The sequence below is a fragment of the Pseudomonas sp. SED1 genome, assembly GCF_034044025.1.
Classification (GTDB): Bacteria; Pseudomonadota; Gammaproteobacteria; order Pseudomonadales; family Pseudomonadaceae; genus Aquipseudomonas.
The window spans coordinates 12,460-31,621 of sequence record NZ_JAXCIS010000165.1; the positions used below are offsets into that span (position 1 = coordinate 12,460).

The 19,162-nt window shown below is 57.4% G+C and carries 9 protein-coding genes; all 9 read left to right on the forward strand.

Features of this window, described 5'->3' with window-relative positions:
- Positions 1–46 precede the first annotated feature (46 nt).
- The 9 genes from SNL23_RS20955 to SNL23_RS20995 all read left to right on the forward strand — a co-directional run bounded on the left by SNL23_RS20955 (position 47) and on the right by SNL23_RS20995 (position 19,155).
- Positions 47–4,669, forward strand: coding sequence for a hypothetical protein (locus SNL23_RS20955; RefSeq protein WP_318303363.1), 4,623 nt, complete (start codon positions 47–49; stop codon positions 4,667–4,669).
- Positions 4,670–4,771: 102 nt separating this feature from the next.
- Entirely contained in the window at positions 4,772–6,055 is a 1,284-nt protein-coding gene (locus tag SNL23_RS20960; protein ID WP_318303364.1) for a glycosyltransferase, read from the forward strand.
- 173 nt (positions 6,056–6,228) lie between these two features.
- Positions 6,229–11,931 (forward strand): dermonecrotic toxin domain-containing protein, encoded by a 5,703-nt coding sequence (locus SNL23_RS20965; RefSeq protein ID WP_318303365.1) that lies wholly within the window; start codon positions 6,229–6,231, stop codon positions 11,929–11,931.
- A gap of 165 nt (positions 11,932–12,096) precedes the next feature.
- The gene (locus SNL23_RS20970) at positions 12,097–13,002 is read left to right on the forward strand and encodes an AraC family transcriptional regulator (protein WP_318303366.1); all 906 of its coding nucleotides are present in this window, start codon (positions 12,097–12,099) and stop codon (positions 13,000–13,002) included.
- A gap of 297 nt (positions 13,003–13,299) precedes the next feature.
- Entirely contained in the window at positions 13,300–14,610 is a 1,311-nt protein-coding gene (locus tag SNL23_RS20975) for an ABC transporter substrate-binding protein (RefSeq protein ID WP_076013611.1), read from the forward strand.
- Between the two features lie 136 nt (positions 14,611–14,746).
- On the forward strand, positions 14,747–15,673 hold the full coding sequence (locus tag SNL23_RS20980) for a carbohydrate ABC transporter permease (protein ID WP_017475596.1): 927 nt from the start codon (positions 14,747–14,749) through the stop codon (positions 15,671–15,673).
- 10 nt (positions 15,674–15,683) lie between these two features.
- Positions 15,684–16,514, forward strand: a complete 831-nt coding sequence (locus SNL23_RS20985) for a carbohydrate ABC transporter permease (RefSeq protein WP_003215312.1) — start codon at positions 15,684–15,686, stop codon at positions 16,512–16,514.
- 37 nt (positions 16,515–16,551) lie between these two features.
- Complete coding sequence (locus SNL23_RS20990; RefSeq protein ID WP_167664212.1) at positions 16,552–17,655, forward strand: ABC transporter ATP-binding protein; 1,104 nt, start codon at positions 16,552–16,554, stop codon at positions 17,653–17,655.
- A gap of 18 nt (positions 17,656–17,673) precedes the next feature.
- Positions 17,674–19,155, forward strand: coding sequence for a mannitol dehydrogenase family protein (locus SNL23_RS20995; RefSeq protein WP_318303369.1), 1,482 nt, complete (start codon positions 17,674–17,676; stop codon positions 19,153–19,155).
- The last annotated feature ends 7 nt before the right edge of the window (positions 19,156–19,162 follow it).

The following is a 19,162-nucleotide window of genomic DNA, read 5'->3' on the forward strand; positions in this document are numbered from 1 at the left end:
ATCAGCGGCCTGTGCCAAGTCTGAAAACCTATTCGGGAACTCATTGATGACACTCTCCAACGCCAGCCTGACCACCGGGCGCACCCCGAACTCTTACCCTGCGCCCCTCGAGAGCTTGGCGCCAGTCCTCAACCCAACCACCCCGCCGCTAACCAGCGACAATACCCGTGCAGCGGGCGACAGGGCCTTGGCGCAAAATCTGTGCAATGCCTTCGCAAATGGATTCAAGGGGCAAACGAATATCGTGGTCCCGCCTCACTCGACCCTGGGCGAGTGGCAGGCCCAGTTGAACAATGCATTGAAGAACCCGGAATTTCAGCAATGGGCAAAAGCCCAGGGCATTCGACCCTGGGGGATCGTCCTTTACCCGGATACCAACCAGCTGATGGCCACCGTCAACAATCAGACAAAGGTCTTCAACCTGAACGATCAATCCGGATGGCGAGAGGTTGCAGGCCCGGTGCTGGCAGCAGCGAAGATCTTTGCCGGCGGTATTAACGGACCTGTCGCACTGCACCACATCGACGCAACCGCCGTTCCGCATTGGCTGGTGGCACACTTCTACGGGCAGGACCTTGACCCGACAAGCCTCGCGCAGTTGGCCAGCACTTATAGTTTTGCCCCGCCGACCGAACGCCTGGCCGCCTCACGCAGTGAGCAGGCCCTGCAAAATCAGCGTGAGGTACTGGGTGACATCAATGACCGTAATACCCTGAAGCGCAAACTGCATAACCACCTCGTAGGTATGCGCCTGGCCGGCTTCGAAGTTGACCCCAACTCCTCCCATCAACCCAAGGGTTTTACCAGAGCCGAAGACTTTATCACCGGCAAAGGCTGGACGCTGCCGACCACCGACGAGGGATTCGGTAACCTGCTGGACGTATTGCGCACGCCTGTTCCGCAAAGCCCGCCCCTGGCCAACTTTTGGGGATTTCTGTCCACACCGGCGTCATTGAGCACTGCTCAGCGCAGGCAACTGAGCGCTGCAGCACAAGCAGAAATAGCCCCCGGCCAAACACTGTTTTCCACCTTGATGGGACCCACCCACACTGCGACGCCCGCGTCCCCTCGGGAGCAACTCGAACAGATGCTCACGCACCCCAAGGCCTTGGCGCTTGGGCAAACGCTGGAGGCCGAGCTGGGCATCTTGCCCACCCCCACAAGCCGTCGCGAATTGGTGCTGTCGGCCCTGGTACTGAGCCTGGACGCCAATGCCGGAGCCACCCGTAACAAAATTGCGCACTATCAACTTGATCAGCCAGGCAACTGGGGAAAGAAACCGGCGGACATTGTCCAGTCTGTCGGCGACCACCTGATGACCCAGAGTCGCGTGCAACCCGCGCACAAGGATGTTGCCGCCTACCTGATGTTGTCTCACGCCGCGCCAGCACTGCTGGCCCACGGGTTGCCCGACGACCTGCGTTATGGCACCCATCAATGGGCCTCGCTGAGCAGCGCCATATCGAAAATAGAGCACCTGGCACCCGGCGCAAGCGCCACCATGAGTTACCCGCAAATCATCGATTTCGCAGAACTGGAGCCGATTACCGATGATGAAGAATGGCTCAACCTGCACACCCTGCGCGAATCAATGATCGATTGGGCGATTACCAACGGCGCCCTGCCGAAAAAAGATGACGGCAATTACTCGTCGAGCGACATCGTCACCGCTAAATCGGCCTACAAAAAAGAGATTTCGGACTTGGGGTTTGCCGGCCAACATTTGCTCAAGCCCATACCCACCCGCAGGCAAATGGCGCTTGATGAACTGAAGCGCGTTTATGGAGAGTCGATCAATTTTGAAAGACCCGTATTGCAAAGCATCGACGGCGACCAGAATGCCTTTTACAGCCTGCTGGACGCACACATGTCGGGCGAACTGGTCAAGGGGCGTTGGCGTTCCATCAACAGCCAGGTCTCCATGCACGACCTTGAGCAAAAATTCTCACGGCTCAACAATATTCCAAGGGTGTTCAAGTCCGAAGCCGACTTTCATCACTACAATCTTCAGAGGTCCGAGGCCTATTTGGTCCGGCACCTGCTATCGCAGTTGCCTGAAACAGATCAGCAACATCTCAACCTCGGTACGCAGAAGTTCTACTCGCTGAGAAAGGCTATTTCCGGCGCGTCACACCTGGTCAGCCAGGAGGCGATCGAAAATGGCAAAGGTCGTCATGGCATCATTATTCGCTCAGAGCTCGGCTCGGACGTGCGCTACTACGAGGTGTTCCCCGGGCTGAAAAAAATCGTCGTACGCACCGATCTGCCGGCGGACCTGCCGGCGGGCAGAAATGTGGTGCCCTATAGTAATTATGAAACCGACAAACGCCAGGCTTTCGACTGGGACGCCTATAGCAGCGGTACAGAACCGGTACGCAATACACGTTCGGAACTGATTATTGAAGAGCTCATACCCGAGACTCCCTGGGTACCACAGCACCGCGATAAGACGCCCGGCCTGTCTTACTCCAACAGCAAGACCGTCTATCTGGCCTCTGTCGCCGCAAAAGAACATCTTGTCGTGCCCAAAAAGATGTTCATGAGCATGGCCGCAGGCGAAAGCGCCGTCGAGCTGCAGCAGCGTTACGCCGAGGCCGGTGCCGCCGCAGCACTCAGCCTTCTGCCTTTTGGCACCACCCTGAAATATGCAATTGAGGGCAACGCGGCAGAAGCGATCGGCAGCTTTTTGATCGATGCCACCATGATGCTGATACCGGGCCCCAAAGGCTTGGGCACGGCACTGCGCCATAGCGCCAAATCGCTGAACACCCTGAGAGTCATGCTGACCAAAGCCACATCAAACGCCGATGACTTGATGGGACTGGTGGCGGCAACCCACAAAAACGCCAAGTCGTTTTACTCGACCATTCCCTCCTTCGGGCACAAATTTGCTGCGTCCAACAACTTGCTCAAGGAAGCCAGCATCGCCAAAGGGATCATCAGTTCGATAGCCAACGGCGCGGAAAGAACTGAGTTGCTGGCGAAATACGAGGGCGATAAATGGTATGCGGTCAACCCCAATACCGGCAGCGCCTACGGTGCGCCGCTGGTAGGCTTTCGCAGCGACGCTTCGGTACCTCTACTGCAGGAAACCTTGGCCGACGGCACAACGGTGCAGTTTTCAGAAAAGACCCTTTCCAAAGATGCACATATCATTAATAGGTCAAAAGGCTACGATCTTGTTGATGGCGAGAAGGTTTACCGCTACGACCCTGCCCGTCCAGATCGATTAACCGATCTGCAATCTGCCGAGCACTATAAGGAACTGGATAACTTCGAAGCGTACTGCCCCGCTCCAGCCGTTGGAGGACGAGTGAGGCGTGGGCTCAATGATCTTTGCTTTCCAAAAATCATTGAACCGAAACTCTCCAAATCTGCGCAGGTATCCCAAGCATTGGAGCACCAACGCTTATTCCCTGCTCCGATCAGATACAACGGCACCCGAACCGTGGTCTACGAGGGCCGCCTTTTTAATGTTGTGAACGACAAACTGGTCCCGCATCCGTTCAACACCCCAATACAGTATAAGCCGTTCATATCGGGAACTATTGTCAATGATAAATTTTTCGGGTTCGCTGAAAAGAACTTCTCCAATGAGCTAAACGCTGAAAGCCGAGTCATCAAATTTGACGCGATCTCTGACATTAGTAACGACAAGCGAGAGTTAAGAGGACTGATCGTACCTTCCGGAAGTAAAAAATACCTCGTCGTAGAAGTTGATCCCGGACGTTTCTATTATCGTGATCTTGATCGTGACACGGACCTGTTTACCCACATAGAGTTTGGAAAAAGCCCCAGCGACCACTTAATTTACGACTACGAAAACATCAAAGAAAAATTCCAATTAAGCCGTCCAGCCTTACCCGGCAACTTTATAAACTTGCCACCCATCGACTCCATTTACGTAAGCCTGAAACGGAAGGGACACTCGCTCGAAACGTTGAATAAACTGAAGGCCGGAGTTGCGACACTGACGCCTGAGAAGCAACGTGAATTTGTATTCAACATCTGGAACAAGGGAACTACTCGCGACATTGATATCGCAATGGAGCCAGTGCGGCTTCCCACCTTAAACAAACCGGCAAACTTCAATGCACTGGTCCCATCGGAGAAAAATAATTTTTTTGCTCGCGAAGCCAAAAACGAAGTGGATAAACAAATTTCTACAACCGGCGTAGGCCCCGCCAACTTACGTATAGCGGGTAATAGTTTGGATGTGCAAAGGATCAATACTTCCAAACCTCTCACGGCATGGTTATATGAGAAGTTTGACGCTTCAAATGATGCCTATTTTAATACCATCCTCAAAACGGGCGCAGGTAACTGCGACCATATGGCCCATACTGCGGCAAGAATCATTCAAATGAACGGGGGTAAAGCACGGGTAATGGGAATGCCTGACAAACATGCGTTTACCGTTGTAGGGGATATTAGCCCCACTGTGAAAACGGTTGATTTCTCGGAACCTGTTTGGAAGGACATCTGGATTTCTGACCCATGGGCAGAAATAGAATGCCCAGCACCCGAATACATGAAGAAATTCAAAGAAAAAATGCTCGAGTGGAAAGCAAAAGGCCAAGCTATCCGTAGCAACGACGGTGATTGGATCAATGCAGATGACCCAGACTGGCTAAAGGGTACCGTCGACGCGGAGAAAAAATTTGATTGAGAGAATCACGTCAGCCATGACGTGCTGAATATCTGAGCGGTGCCTGCAGATGCCCAGCCGTGATTAAATCGCCTTTTTTCTGCCTACAGGAACATGTTGCTCATGAGCCCATCCGCCATCCAAGTTCTGATCATCGGCTACGTCTGGCCAGAACCTCGCTCTTCGGCTGCGGGTGGGCACATGATGCAGATCCTCGAAAACTTCCTGGCCCAAGGCTGGGCGCTGACCTTCGCCAGCCCCGCCGCGGCCGGCGAGCACAAGGCCGACTTGCCCGCCCTGGGCATTCGCGAATGCGCGATTGAATTGAACAACAGCAGCTTCGATGACTTTATCCGGGAACTGGCCCCCGACATCGTGCTGTTCGACCGTTTCATGATGGAAGAACAGTTCGGCTGGCGCGTAGAAAAATGCTGCCCGACTGCCCTTCGCGTACTGGAAAGCTCGGACCTGCAGAGCCTGCGGGATGCCCGGCACCAGCGCCTCAAGGATTTCCTGAAGGCGCAACCCGAGCCTGACGACTTCAGCCCTTTGTTCAGCCAGGACCTGGCCGCCGAATTCGCTTACATGGCCGACACTGACCTGGCCAAGCGCGAGATCGCCGCGATCTACCGCTGCGATATCAGCCTGATGATCTCCGATGTGGAAATCCAGTTGCTGACCGAGCACTTCAAGGTGCCCGCCGCCCTGCTCCACTGGTGCCCGCTGATGCTGACGCCGCCCACCGTAGCCTTCGCGCCGTTTGAAGACCGCGCGCACTTCCTGAGCATTGGCAACTTTCGCCATGCGCCGAACTGGGATGCGGTGTTGTGGATGAAGAACAGCGTGTGGCCGCTGATCCGCCAGCAACTGCCGGGTGCTCAACTGCACGTTTATGGCGCCTACACACCGCCCAAGGCCGCTGCCCTGCACAACCCGGCCCAAGGCTTCCATGTGATGAATTGGGCTGAGGATGCGTTGCAGGTGATGACTGCTGCGCGTATCTGCCTGGCGCCGTTGCGGTTTGGCGCCGGGATCAAGGGCAAGCTGGCCGATGCGATGCTCTGTGGCACACCGAGCGTCACCACGCCAGTAGGTGCCGAAGCCATGGGTGAACCCTGGCCCGGCGTGGTCGAGCACAGCGCCACTGCGCTGGCGGCGCAAGCGGTTGCGTTGTATCAAGACCAGGAGCGCTGGACCCAGGCCCAGGAAGACGGCCGGCAATTACTCGCCCGCCGTTACGCCCAGGACCTGCACGGTCCGGCACTGGTGGCGCGCCTGGAGCAGTGCCGCAATGAGCTGAGCGAGCATCGCCGCAACAACTTCACCGGGAGCATGTTGCGCCATCACCTGCACAAAAGTACCCAGTACATGGCGCAGTGGATCGAAGCAAAAAACCGCAGCCTGTAACACACACGCTGGCGGGGCGCGCCGCGAGCGGGCTGCACTTTATCTTGAAATACTCCGCCAAACTCCCGCGGGCATTCTTCGGAACGCCTGCAGAGCGCGAAGCGACATAGTTGGATAAGTCGGTCGTATCGTCCGGCCTGCACAGAACGTGTCGATTAATTCAAGGTGGTTCCATGAGCAGTGTTGAGTCCCGTTTCCTTGCCTCCAACGGATACATCCTCACCCAAGACAATGGCGATACCCTTCGGACCCGCCGCTCAACCGACACTCCACCGCCAACCAGCCCGCCGCCGACGCTGACACAAATCCGTAGTGCCCTGGTCGAACAAGGTGACAAGGAAATGGCCCTGGGGTATGCCGAGGCCCTGAGTGCGCGCTCGCTTGCCATCAGAACCACCCAGAGCCTCCCGCTCAAGGAAGCCGTGCGCGTCGCGCCTTACTCAACGTTTAGCCAGCCCTGGTCACGGCTGGACAGGGCGTTGAGTTCAGAGCCCTTTGCCAGTTTTGCCAAAGCAAAGAACATCGACCTTTCCACACTATTACTGTATCCCGACTCCCAAACCATCCGGCTCAGTGGCCAGGCCTCTGAGTTCAACGCCCACAATACGCCCGGCTGGAACACGCTGACCGGCGACGTTTTTGCCGCCCTGGCCGAGTTGTCCGTCGACAGGCAGCACGGCCCGATTCAATATTTCAGCAAAGACAGTGCGCCTGCCAATGTGGTTGCCGCGTTCTATGGTGAAACGGATAGATACCCTGCCGCAGCCTTGCTTGGTCGCGTTGGCCAGCTACTGAACCAGGGTGATTTCGACGCCCTGCAACCGCAGACTTCAAGCAATTCACACGTCGATGCTATTCGCCAGCGCCAGGAAAGTGCCAAGCAACACCTTGTCGGTTTATCGCCTGAGCAGTTCAGCGCACTCGCCCCCGTCAATGAAGCATTGATACCTTCAGCGCGGACAGAACTGGCTGATCAACAACTGGCCCGAATCTGCGCACGGGAGTTGCTCTACCTTCGCCCTGAAATCCGTCCCTATGGCCAAACGGCAACGAACGAGCTGACCGACCTACCGGAACGCTCGGGCTTCGGGCAAGCGCGCGAAGCGTTGAAAACCGCACTGTCCTCTGATGCGTTCGTGCAATTTGTCAGGAAGCACAGCATTTCGATGTCCAGTGTCAGTATTGATCCAGGCACAGGTGAGCTGAGCGGCCTGGTCAATGGCACACACAAAACGTTCAGCCTCCATGACCTTTCAGGATGGTCAGAAGTAGGTGAGGCGATCCAGCAGGCCGCCAAACGCATGGTGGGTGGTTCAACGGCGCGGGTACATCACCCTGCTCATAAGCCGGCCACGCTTGAACAAGTGCTGGGCTTCTACGCCCAGCCGACACTGGGCACTGACCTGCTGGACATACTCAAACAGAGCGCCGCCCTGCAAAACGGCTTCCCGCGACCCGCCTCGCAACCATCTCATAGCCCGCCCCTGGCCACGACAGTGGCCGTTGTTGACGAAGCTCGCGCCAAGGCCGACGCCGAGGTGGGGCAAACCCTGGCAAAAGCCACCGATCAACAGCCCGACGCATCGATGCAGGTGCCTCCCTTGTCGATGCTGGGGCGATGGTTAACCCAATTGCGCAGCGCACTGAGCAGCCCTGCTTTTCAGGACTTTATCCGAGACAACCGCTTTGTAGCCTCCAGCATCCAGTTTCATCCTGGCGACTCAAGCGTCAGCGGGTTGGTCGACGGGAAATGGGTGAAGATCCCCTTCAGCAATGGAAGTATCTCGAATGCCGCGATCCTGACCCTGGCAATCGCCGAAGCCGTCGTCATCGGCGGCGGACAGCCTACGCCGTTGTCTTACCCTGAGGTAATGAGCGGTACGCTGAAAACATCGATGGTAAAAGCGTTCTACGACGCCAGTTTCAAATCCATTCTCAAATCGGAGAAAGCCCGCGGTCCACAGGCGCTGGCCTCTCATCGTCGAGTCGTTGGCGATATCTATGATCGGGACAATCTTGGGAAGGAACTAAAACTGATTCGTGCTCGCCTGGACGCGAGCCGAATCACGCTAAACACACTCCCCCATGTATTGGCCAGCTCCCTTGTGAATATCCATCCCGGTTCAACCTACAGTCAACTGCACACTACCGAGCCTGGGGCCACTGCCAGCGTCGAAAGCGTCCTGAAAACCTTGGGCAAGCGACTGCCGGAGAACCGGGAACAAGTCGACGCGCTTGTGACATTCCTGACAGGTGGTGCCGAGCTTTTTTCCGAAGAAACGCTCTTGGTAACCGGCTATTCCCGCGCGCTGAGACGAGCGTCCGAAGGTTTATCAGAGGAAACAGCCACCGTTCCAAGTCACTCCTCGCTGGGCCGCTGGCTCGAAGCCTACCGTGGTTTGTTTAACCACGTAGCGGTCCAGGAATGGTTGGTCCGGCAAAACGTTGATCCAGGTACCGTCAAGGTTGTTCCCTCTACCGGTCAGGCGACAGCCATGGTGGACGGCTCCCCGAAAACCTTTGAGCTGACAGATGATTCAGGCTGGGCGTCTATCGCCGGCCCGATCCTGACGATAGGCAAAGTAATCGTGCCAGGCTCGGAACAGTCACTACAAATGCCCCGCTTGAGCCGTTTCATTGACGTGCCATTAGGTATCGTCGCCGGTTTTTACAATGAGCCTCCGAGCAGCACTGTCGCTCAAGCCCGGGAAAGGGCCGACTACCTGGTAGAAAGGGGTGCATTCGACTCCGTGCTGGCCTCCCCTGAGCATTCGATCCCTTCCCTTAAAAAACATGAAGTGCAAGCTGCTATCTATTACGACAGACTTGTCCGCGCCACGGCTGAAAAAGCCACCTTTGAAAACATCGCCGACACGACCGGCAAGGCACTGCCAAACCCACGTGCCGAAGCAAAGAAATTGGCCGAGGCGATCATACTGAAACTCACGGGCAAAACCGTAGATGCAGATTCGATTTACCACAACCGTTTTGGCGCAGTCCGGAGGTCCGAAGAGTTTAATCACCCCCGTATTATCAGTTCTCTGCGCTTGCCGGATGCATTACTGAAAAACTTCAGTGAGGCCGACGGGGTGCCTGGCATGCTCGATGCGACATCGGGCCTGTACACGGATGCCGCAGGTTACGGTGAACACCACAAGTTTGCCCTCGCCCCTTCGAGCGTCATGAAGGAAAGCTGGAAAACCGATATGCAGAGTAACTTTACTGCCAAGCTCGGCGACTTCTGGGGCAAGCACCGTGACGACTATCGCACCGTCGTTAAGGGCGAGTTTATTGCCCAGGCCCGCCAGCAATTAAAGGCCTATGAGGCGAAAACACCTGCGGAAAAATCAAAACTTGCGGATGAACATAAATTCACTGTCGATGACTACCGTCTGGTGATAACCGCAGCATCGAACATTTCGGTAGCGCAGGATGCCCCTGTCACCGTAGAGCAGTTGAAAGCTTCAACATCGACCCGTGGCCTTGTCCGTGCCCACGCCCTGGATATTAACGGCTATGGCTCCAGCGATATCGTGCGTTTTACGGCCCAGGATGACGGGCAGTACCTGTTCCTCAATGGTCGGCGTGACGGCAGACAGGTACTCTACGTGCCAGGTGGTGATCCGGCCTTCGTGCGCTTCGACTCTCTGGAAAAAATGGATCAGTGGATCGTCGACCAGGCCAAAGATCCGGACAAACGCAAGGCCCTGGCCTCTCACTTTTCGCTGTACGACCGGCAAGACGGCATCAGTTATTACGGTGTCGATACCTCCTTGGCAAAGTTGGGGACAGACGCCTGGGATCCGCTGGAAGGCATCACCATTGATCGCGGCAACATCATTATTCACGGCGATGTGTTCAAGCACATCACTGATGCAACCGAAAAACGCATGAGCAGTGACGCAGACACGGTGATCAAGTCAAACAGCGAGGTGATTCGCGACACATGGCTCAACGACATCTCTGTGGCTGCGGGACTCTTGGCAAAGTTTGCGCCGGCAGGCGCCATCGTCGCTGGGGTTGCTACAAGCGCCGCGATCGCTGAAACAGCTCTTGGCATAGAAAAATCGGTATCGGGCGACACCTTGGCTGAGCGCAAAGATGGCGCTGTAAAGGCCGTAGATGGCGCACTCAACAGCCTGTTTTCCGTGGGTGCAAGCAGCGTACCTGAAGACCCCTTTATCCAGCCAAGCACTCGCGCGCCATCAACCCTCCCGCTGCAAACTGAAACCTTCTTTGACGGCACCAAGGCGTTGGTCACCGAGCAATCATTGGCAGAAGATGCCTATGTCATCTCCCGCTCGGACGGCTTTGATGTGGTGGATGGCGAGAAAGTCTATCGCTATAACGCCAAACGGCCTGGCAAACTGACGGACGTGGAATCAGCCGGGCACGAGGCGCAGTTGGAGAACTTCGAAGCCGTTTGCCCAGTGCCACCCGCGCCGGGCGCGAGGGTAAGACGCGGCACCAACGATGAGTGCTTCTCCAGGATCATCGTCAGCACCGGCAACGAGTTGCAGCTGGAGTTGCAGGCATTGGAGCATGAGCGTCTTTTTCCTTCCCCGCGCAAACTATTCAACAGCGACCGGTTCGTTGTCAGGGAAAGGCGCATACATAAAATGGTCGACACTGAAATGGGCACCAAGCTTGTACCTTTGCCCGTCAACCAACCCATCGAATACAAAATGCATATCGATGGAAAAATAATCAACGATCCAGGTTTCGGCCTCCCCTTTGAGAAAACCAATCCGTTTCTTGAAAAAGAAACGCGTGTGGTGAAGCTCGGCAGCATAACCCGCAGCGTCAACGATCAACGTGAGATGAGGGGCATAGTGGTGTCCAGCCCTAAAGCGGGTGATCCATCGAAATATCTGGTGATTGAGGCTGATACTGCTGAGTTCTATTACGTGAAGCTCACTACGCCACCCGCAACGGATGTGTCATTCCTCAAATGCAACGCTACAGAATTTGAGTTGGCGTTAGCACAAAAATATCGATCAAAATTTTATATACGGCAGGGCAATTCAGCACATCCGAACGACGCCAACTTCATCGCGCTGCCGAAACTGACCGACGCGTATAAGTCACTGGAAAAAAATGGCTACTCAAAAGCTCAAATCAATGACCTGAAAAACAAGACCGCCACGATGACCCCTGAGCAGCAGCGTGAGGCAGTGTTCCAGTTGCAAACGCGAGGCGCGCTCGGCAAAACCAATGTTTCAATGATGCCGAACAAGATTTCCGTCCTGACAAAACCCAATGACTTTGCCAGCATGACCACTGAACAAAAAAACCGGTTTTATGCGCTGAGTGCAAAGGAATCGGTGGACCGAGCGATGAAAGCCACAGGGTTGGGTCCCAGCAACCAGATACGCTCACTTTCCGACATAAAACGCGCCGATGCCGCGAACGAGGCCCTTGCATGGTTGCGTAAAACAGCGAATCCCCGCACCAATGACCTTGGAGCCCAGGCCTTGAAAAGTGGCGCCGGGAACTGTGGGGAAATGAGCCTGCTCGCCCAGGACATCATCAACGAAAGTGGGGGTCGCGCTTATACCTGGTCAGCGGGCGACGCTCACGCGTTCACCGTGGTTGGCGGCCCGTCTGTCTTGCCTGCCGGTACTGCCGACTTCTCGCAAGCCCAATGGGCCGATGCCTGGATCGTTGACCCCTGGGCCGAAATAGCCTGCCCCGCCAGGCAATACACCGCCGAGCTGGAGGCCACCATGAAAAGATGGGACGCATTGGGGTGGAAGATCCGGGAAATTGGAAACCCAAACATGAGCCCCCTCGATAACCACTGGACTAACACGCTGTTCAATTTGCCGAAAACCCCGGATGACCATGGGTACAGCCAACCCGCCTTGAGCGCCTGACCCGCCGATACCCAGTCAAAAGACGGCGCGATGCCTGGCCAGTTATGGATGATCGCGCCGTTTTTTGCGAGGCGAAAAACCGCAGCCTATAAACACCGACGCTGGCGAGCTGGCGCACAAGGGGGCATTATCCTTTTTGCGACCCCACAATAAAGCGACTGCAGCATGACCCGAGCAGCGAGAATCACCGATCCTTCCTACGAGCTGATGGACGATCACAATGGTCTGTCCATCATCTATCGCCAACACGGCTTCCCGTGCCCCTTAGTGCGCTGGCATTTCCACAAGGAATACGAGCTGCATTTGATCGTCGCCAGCTCCGGCAAGGTGTTCATCGGCGACTACATCGGCAACTTCTACCCGGAAAGCCTGTTCCTCACTGGCCCCAACCTGCCCCACAACTGGATCAGCCAGGTGGCCGAGGACGAAGTGGTGCCCAAGCGCGACATGCTGGTGAACTTCACAGACGACCTGTTTGAAGGCGGCGGTCAGATATTCGCCGAACTCAAGACCCTGACGCCGCTGCTGGAACGAGCACAATACGGCATCGAATTTCGCTGCAAAAAGACCATCGCCCAGGCCATGAGCCTGATGCAGCGCATCGAGGACGCCCAGGGCATGGCGCGCCTCGGGCACTTCTTCATCCTGCTGGAGGTGCTCAGTGCCTGTGAGGATTACCAACTGCTTTCGGGCGTGACCACCCCGCAACTGGCCGATGAACACAGCATCGACCGCACCAACCGCGCGGTGGACTACATTTTTGCCCACTACGCCCGGGAGTTGTCCCTGGAAGAAGTGGCTGAATACCTCGGCATGAAGCCCACCTACTTCTCCCGCGTATTCAAACAAGCCACCGGGCGCACCTTCATCGAGTTCGTCAATCGCCTGCGTATCAGCAAGTCCTGCGAGCTATTGGCCGATGGCGATAAGGCCGTGACGGATGTGTGCTTTGAGTCGGGTTTCAACAACATCTCCAACTTCAACCGCCGGTTCCAGCAGCTCAAAGGCATGACGCCCTCGCACTACCGGCGTTTGGCGGTGCAGCGCCTGACCGAGCAAAACCTCGCTTAATCAATTCAACGCCCCCCTGTAGGAGCGAGCTTGCTCGCGAAAGTATTCCAGGCGCATCGCTGCGGTGGATGTACCTTTTTCGCGACCAAGCTCGCTCCTACGGTAAAGCCCTGCGCAGTAAACCGTTTCAGCGCATTTACGACCGAGTGCAAAAAAGTATCAGTAAAAGTGCTCCCAAGGATTTGTCAGCACGCCAATTGAAGGCTGTAATCAACGCACACTCTTCCAGCAGTCGTGGAAGACACAACAACAATAACTGTCCTTCTGTAGCCGCTGGGCGCAGAAATGGAGTGCGCGATGAAGTTCACAGCTAAAGCTCTGCTTGCCTGTACCTGCATGACCCTGAGCGCCGTCAGTCTTGGCGCGCAAACCCTGACCATTGCCACCGTCAACAACAGCGACATGATCCGCATGCAGAAGCTCTCGAAAACCTTCGAGACCGAGCATCCGGAGATCAAGCTGAACTGGGTGGTACTCGAAGAAAACGTCCTGCGCCAACGCCTCACTACCGACATCGCCACCCAAGGCGGACAGTTCGACGTGTTGACCATCGGCATGTACGAAGCTGCACTCTGGGGCGCCAAGGGCTGGCTGGAACCGATGAAGGACCTGCCTGCCTCCTACGACCTGGACGACGTTTTCCCGTCTGTGCGTGACGGCCTTTCCGTCAAAGGCTCGCTGTACGCCCTGCCGTTCTATGCCGAAAGCTCCATCACCTATTACCGCACCGACCTGTTCAAGGACGCCGGGCTGACCATGCCTGAGCACCCCACCTGGACGCAGATCGGCGAGTTCGCCGCCAAACTCACCAATAAAGACAAGGAACAGTACGGCCTGTGCCTGCGGGGCAAAGCCGGCTGGGGCGAGAACATGGCGCTGATCACCACCCTGGCCAACGGCTACGGTGCGCGCTGGTTCGATGAGAAATGGCAGCCGGAATTCAACGGGCCGGAGTGGAAAGACGCGCTGAACTTCTACGTCGACAACATGAAGAAGTCCGGCCCGCCGGGTGCTTCCAGCAACGGTTTCAACGAAAACCTGGCGCTGTTCAACAGCGGCAAGTGCGCGATCTGGGTCGACGCCAGCGTCGCCGGCTCGTTCGTGACCGACAAGACCCAAAGCAAGGTGGCTGACCACGTCGGCTTTACCTTTGCACCGCACGAGAAAACCGAAAAAGGTACTTCGTGGCTGTACTCCTGGTCCCTGGGGATTCCAACCAGCTCCAAAGCCAAGGACGCCGCCAAGGTCTTCACCACCTGGGCTACTTCCAAGGAATACAGCCAGTTGGTCGCCAAGACCGACGGGATTGCCAACGTACCGCCAGGTACCCGCACGTCGACCTACAGCGACGAATACATGAAGGCTGCACCGTTCGCCAAGGTGACGCTGGAATCGCTGAAAGTCGCGAACCCGAAAGACCCGTCGGCCAAGCCGGTGCCGTATGTGGGCATCCAGCTGGTGACCATTCCTGAATTCCAGGCGATTGGTACCCAGGTCGGCAAGTTCTTCTCCAGTGCACTGACCGGTGGCTCCACTGTGGACAAAGCCCTGGCAGATTCACAGACCTTCACCGAACGCGAAATGAAGCGGGCTGGTTATCCCAAGTAACCCCCAACACCTGTAGGAGCGAGCTTGCTCGCGAAAAAGGTACATCCACCGCAGCGATGCGCCTGGAATCCCTTCGCGAGCAAGCCTCGCTCCTACAGGGGCTTTGCGTACCTGTCTCTACTCGGTCCTGATCACCATGAATACCACCACTGCCCAAGTGCAAACCGCTTCGCCGGACAAGCCGCGTAAAAGCCGCTTGATCAACCCCGGCTGGTTCCTCGTCAGCCCCTCGGTGGCTTTGTTGCTGCTGTGGATGATCGTGCCGCTGGGCATGACCCTGTACTTCTCGCTGATTCGCTACAACCTGCTCTACCCCGGCGAAAACCAGTTCGTGGGGCTGGAGAACTTCACCTACTTCATCACCGACTCGGGCTTCTTGCCCGGCGCCACCAACACCCTGTTGCTGGTGGGCAGCGTATTGCTGATCAGCGTGGTGTTTGGCGTACTGATCAGTGCCCTGCTGGAAGCCAGCGAGTTCTTCGGTCGCGGCCTGGTGCGGGTGTTGCTGATTTCACCGTTCTTCATCATGCCCACCGTCGGTGCGCTGATCTGGAAGAACCTGATTTTCCATCCGGTGTCGGGAATTCTCGCCTACGTGTGGAAGCTGTTCGGTGCCCAGCCGGTGGACTGGCTGGCCCATTACCCGTTGCTGTCGATCATTATCATCGTGTCCTGGCAATGGCTGCCCTTCGCGATCCTGTTGCTGATGACCGCCATGCAGTCCCTCGACCAGGAACAGAAGGAAGCCGCCCGCCTCGACGGGGCCGGCGCCATCGCGATCTTCTGGCACCTGACCCTGCCGCACCTGGCGCGCCCGATTGCCGTGGTGGTGATGATCGAAACCATCTTCCTGCTCTCGGTGTTCGCGGAAATCTTCACCACCACCAACGGTGGCCCCGGCTACGCCTCGACCAACCTCGCCTACCTGATCTACAACCAGGCGCTGGTGCAGTTCGATGTGGGCATGGCCTCGGCCGGCGGCTTGATTGCCGTGGTCATCGCCAATATCGCGGCGATCATCCTGGTGCGGATGATCGGCAAAAACCTGACTGACAAGCCTTGAGGGCCGCGCCATGACGCTTCAACAATCCCGCCGCCTGCAAAGCGTGCTGCTCGGCACCCTGGCCTGGGCCATCGCGATCCTGATTTTCTTCCCGATCTTCTGGATGGTGCTGACCAGCTTCAAGACCGAAATCGACGCGTTCGCCACGCCGCCGCAGTTCATCTTCACGCCGACGCTGGAGAACTACCTGCACATCAACGAGCGCAGCAACTACTTCAGCTACGCCTGGAACTCGGTGCTGATTTCCTTCAGTGCCACCGCGTTGTGCCTGCTGATCTCGGTACCGGCCGCCTACTCCATGGCCTTCTATGAGACCAAGCGCACCAAGGGCACGTTGCTGTGGATGCTCTCCACCAAGATGCTGCCGCCGGTGGGCGTGCTGATGCCGATCTACCTGCTGGCCAAGAGCTTCGGCCTGCTGGACACGCGCATTGCGCTGATCATCATCTACACCCTGATCAACCTGCCGATCGTGGTCTGGATGGTTTACACCTACTTCAAGGACATCCCCAAGGACATCCTCGAAGCCGCCCGCCTCGACGGCGCCACCCTGTGGCAGGAAATGGTCCGGGTGCTGCTGCCGATCGCCAAGGGCGGCCTGGCTTCCACGGTGTTGCTGTCGCTGATCCTGTGCTGGAACGAGGCGTTCTGGTCGCTGAACCTGACCTCGTCCAACGCCGCGCCGCTCACCGCGTTGATCGCCTCCTACTCAAGCCCTGAAGGCTTGTTCTGGGCCAAATTGTCTGCCGTGTCGACCCTGGCCTGTGCGCCGATCCTGATCTTTGGCTGGATCAGCCAGAAACAGCTGGTCCGCGGTTTGTCCTTCGGCGCCGTGAAGTAACGGCTCCTTCAAAAATATTTAGAAGCGGAGGCCCATCATGGCCAACCTGAAAATCAAGAATCTGCAAAAAGGCTTCGAAGGTTTCTCCATCATCAAGGGCATCGACCTTGAAGTGAACGACAAGGAATTCGTGGTGTTCGTCGGCCCGTCGGGCTGCGGTAAATCCACCCTGCTGCGCCTGATTGCCGGCCTGGAAGAAGTCACCGAAGGCACCATCGAGCTGGATGGTCGCGACATCACCGAAGTCACCCCGGCCAAGCGCGACCTGGCGATGGTGTTCCAGACCTACGCGCTGTACCCGCACATGAGCGTGCGCAAGAACATGTCCTTTGCCCTGGACCTGGCCGGTGTCGACAAGAAGATTGTCGAGAGCAAGGTCAACGAAGCGGCGCGGATCCTCGAGCTGGGCCCTCTGCTTGAGCGCAAGCCCAAGCAGTTGTCTGGCGGCCAGCGCCAGCGTGTCGCCATCGGCCGTGCGATTGTGCGTAACCCGAAGATCTTCCTGTTCGACGAACCGCTGTCCAACCTCGATGCGGCCCTGCGGGTGCAGATGCGCCTGGAGCTGTCGCGCCTGCATAAAGAACTGCAAGCCACCATGATCTACGTGACCCACGACCAGGTCGAAGCCATGACCCTGGCCGACAAGGTGGTGGTGCTCAACAGCGGCCGTGTGGAACAGGTGGGCTCGCCGCTGGAGCTGTATCACCAGCCGGCCAACCTGTTTGTCGCAGGCTTTTTGGGCACGCCGAAAATGGGCTTCCTCAAGGGCAAGGTCAGCCGCGTGGATGCCCAGAGCTGCGAAGTCGAACTGGACGCCGGCGGCCGCATCAGCCTGCCCCTGAGCAGCGCAACCTTGAGCGCTGGCAGCGCGGTGACCCTGGGCATTCGTCCGGAACACCTGGAAATTGCCACCCCTGGCCAGGCCACCCTGACCGTGACCGCCGATGTCGGTGAGCGCCTGGGCAGCGACACCTTCTGCCACGTCATTACCGCCAGCAAGGAGCCGTTGACCTTGCGGATCCGTGGCGACATGGCCAGCCAGTATGGCGAAACCCTGCAGTTGTACCTGGACCCGACCCAATGCCACCTGTTCGACGCTGACGGCGTTGCGGTCGCCCGCCCACTGCGCGCCGCCGCCTGATTTCGCGAGAATTTCCTGATGAAACTGAATAAGCAAAACCTCACGCAACTGGCCCCTGAAGTGCAACTGCCAGCCTATGCGATTGCCAACACCCGCCAGGGCATCGCGCACATTGGCGTCGGCGGCTTCCACCGCGCGCACCAGGCGTATTACACCGACGCCTTGATGAATACCGGCGTGGGCCTGGACTGGAGCATTTGCGGGGTCGGCCTGCGTGGCGAAGACCGCAAGGCACGGGACGACCTGGCCGGCCAGGACTACCTGTTTACCCTGTATGAACTGGGCGACACCGACGATACCGAAGTGCGTGTGATCGGTTCCATCAGCGACATGCTGCTGGCCGAAGATGGCGCCCAGGCGCTGATCGACAAGCTGGCCAGTCCAGAGATTCGCATTGTCTCGCTGACCATCACCGAAGGCGGCTACTGCATCGACGACAGCAACGGCGAGTTCATGGCTAACCTGCCGCAGATCCAGCATGACCTGGCCAACCCGGGCGCGCCGAAAACCGTGTTCGGCTTTATCTGCGCTGCGTTGACCCAGCGCCGGGCGGCCGGAGTGCCGGCGTTTACCGTGATGTCCTGCGATAACCTGCCCCACAACGGCGCCGTGACTCGCAAGGCCCTGCTGGCCTTCGCCGCGTTGCATGACGCTGAACTGCATGAGTGGATCAAGGCCAACGTGAGTTTCCCGAATGCCATGGTCGACCGCATTACACCGATGACCAGCACCGCGCACCGCCTGCAACTGCACGACGATCACGGCATTGACGACGCCTGGCCGGTGGTCTGCGAGCCGTTTGTGCAATGGGTACTGGAAGACAAGTTCGTCAACGGCCGCCCGGCGTGGGAAACGGTAGGCGTGCAGTTCACCGATGACGTGACGCCGTACGAAGAGATGAAGATCGGCCTGCTCAACGGCAGCCACCTGGCGCTGACGTACCTGGGTTTCCTGAAGGGCTACCGCTTCGTCCACGAGACCATGAATGACCCGTTGTTCGTGGCCTATATGCGCGCCTACATGGACCTGGATGTCACGCCCAACCTGGCGCCGGTCCCGGGGATCGACTTGACCGAATACAAGCAGACCCTGGTGGACCGCTTTTCCAACCAGGCGATCGCCGATCAGCTGGAGCGCGTGTGCTCCGATGGCTCGTCGAAGTTTCCCAAGTTCACCGTCCCCACCATCAACCGCCTGATTGCCGATGGCCGCGAGACCGAGCGTGCCGCACTGGTGGTGGCCGCGTGGGCGCTGTACTTGAAAGGCGTGGATGAGAATGGCGTGATCTACCGCATCCCGGATCCCCGCGCCGAGTTTTGCCAGGGGCTGGTGACGGAAGATGCGTTGATCAGCAAGCGGCTGCTGGGGGTGGAGGAGATTTTTGGTACAGCTATTCCCAACTCGCCCGAGTTTGTGGCAGCGTTTGAGCGGTGTTTCGAGAGCCTGCAGGATGTGGGTGTGAGCAAAACGCTGGAGCGGCTGCTCGCCAATCTCAACTGACGGAACC

Coding starts and splice junctions, on each gene's coding strand:
- SNL23_RS20985 (WP_003215312.1), top strand. CDS start 15,684: ATGACGCTTCAACAATCCCGCCGCCTGCAAAGCGTGCTGCTCGGCACC.
- SNL23_RS20990 (WP_167664212.1), top strand. CDS start 16,552: ATGGCCAACCTGAAAATCAAGAATCTGCAAAAAGGCTTCGAAGGTTTC.
- SNL23_RS20995 (WP_318303369.1), top strand. CDS start 17,674: ATGAAACTGAATAAGCAAAACCTCACGCAACTGGCCCCTGAAGTGCAA.
- SNL23_RS20955 (WP_318303363.1), top strand. CDS start 47: ATGACACTCTCCAACGCCAGCCTGACCACCGGGCGCACCCCGAACTCT.
- SNL23_RS20970 (WP_318303366.1), top strand. CDS start 12,097: ATGACCCGAGCAGCGAGAATCACCGATCCTTCCTACGAGCTGATGGAC.
- SNL23_RS20960 (WP_318303364.1), top strand. CDS start 4,772: ATGAGCCCATCCGCCATCCAAGTTCTGATCATCGGCTACGTCTGGCCA.
- SNL23_RS20975 (WP_076013611.1), top strand. CDS start 13,300: ATGAAGTTCACAGCTAAAGCTCTGCTTGCCTGTACCTGCATGACCCTG.
- SNL23_RS20980 (WP_017475596.1), top strand. CDS start 14,747: ATGAATACCACCACTGCCCAAGTGCAAACCGCTTCGCCGGACAAGCCG.
- SNL23_RS20965 (WP_318303365.1), top strand. CDS start 6,229: ATGAGCAGTGTTGAGTCCCGTTTCCTTGCCTCCAACGGATACATCCTC.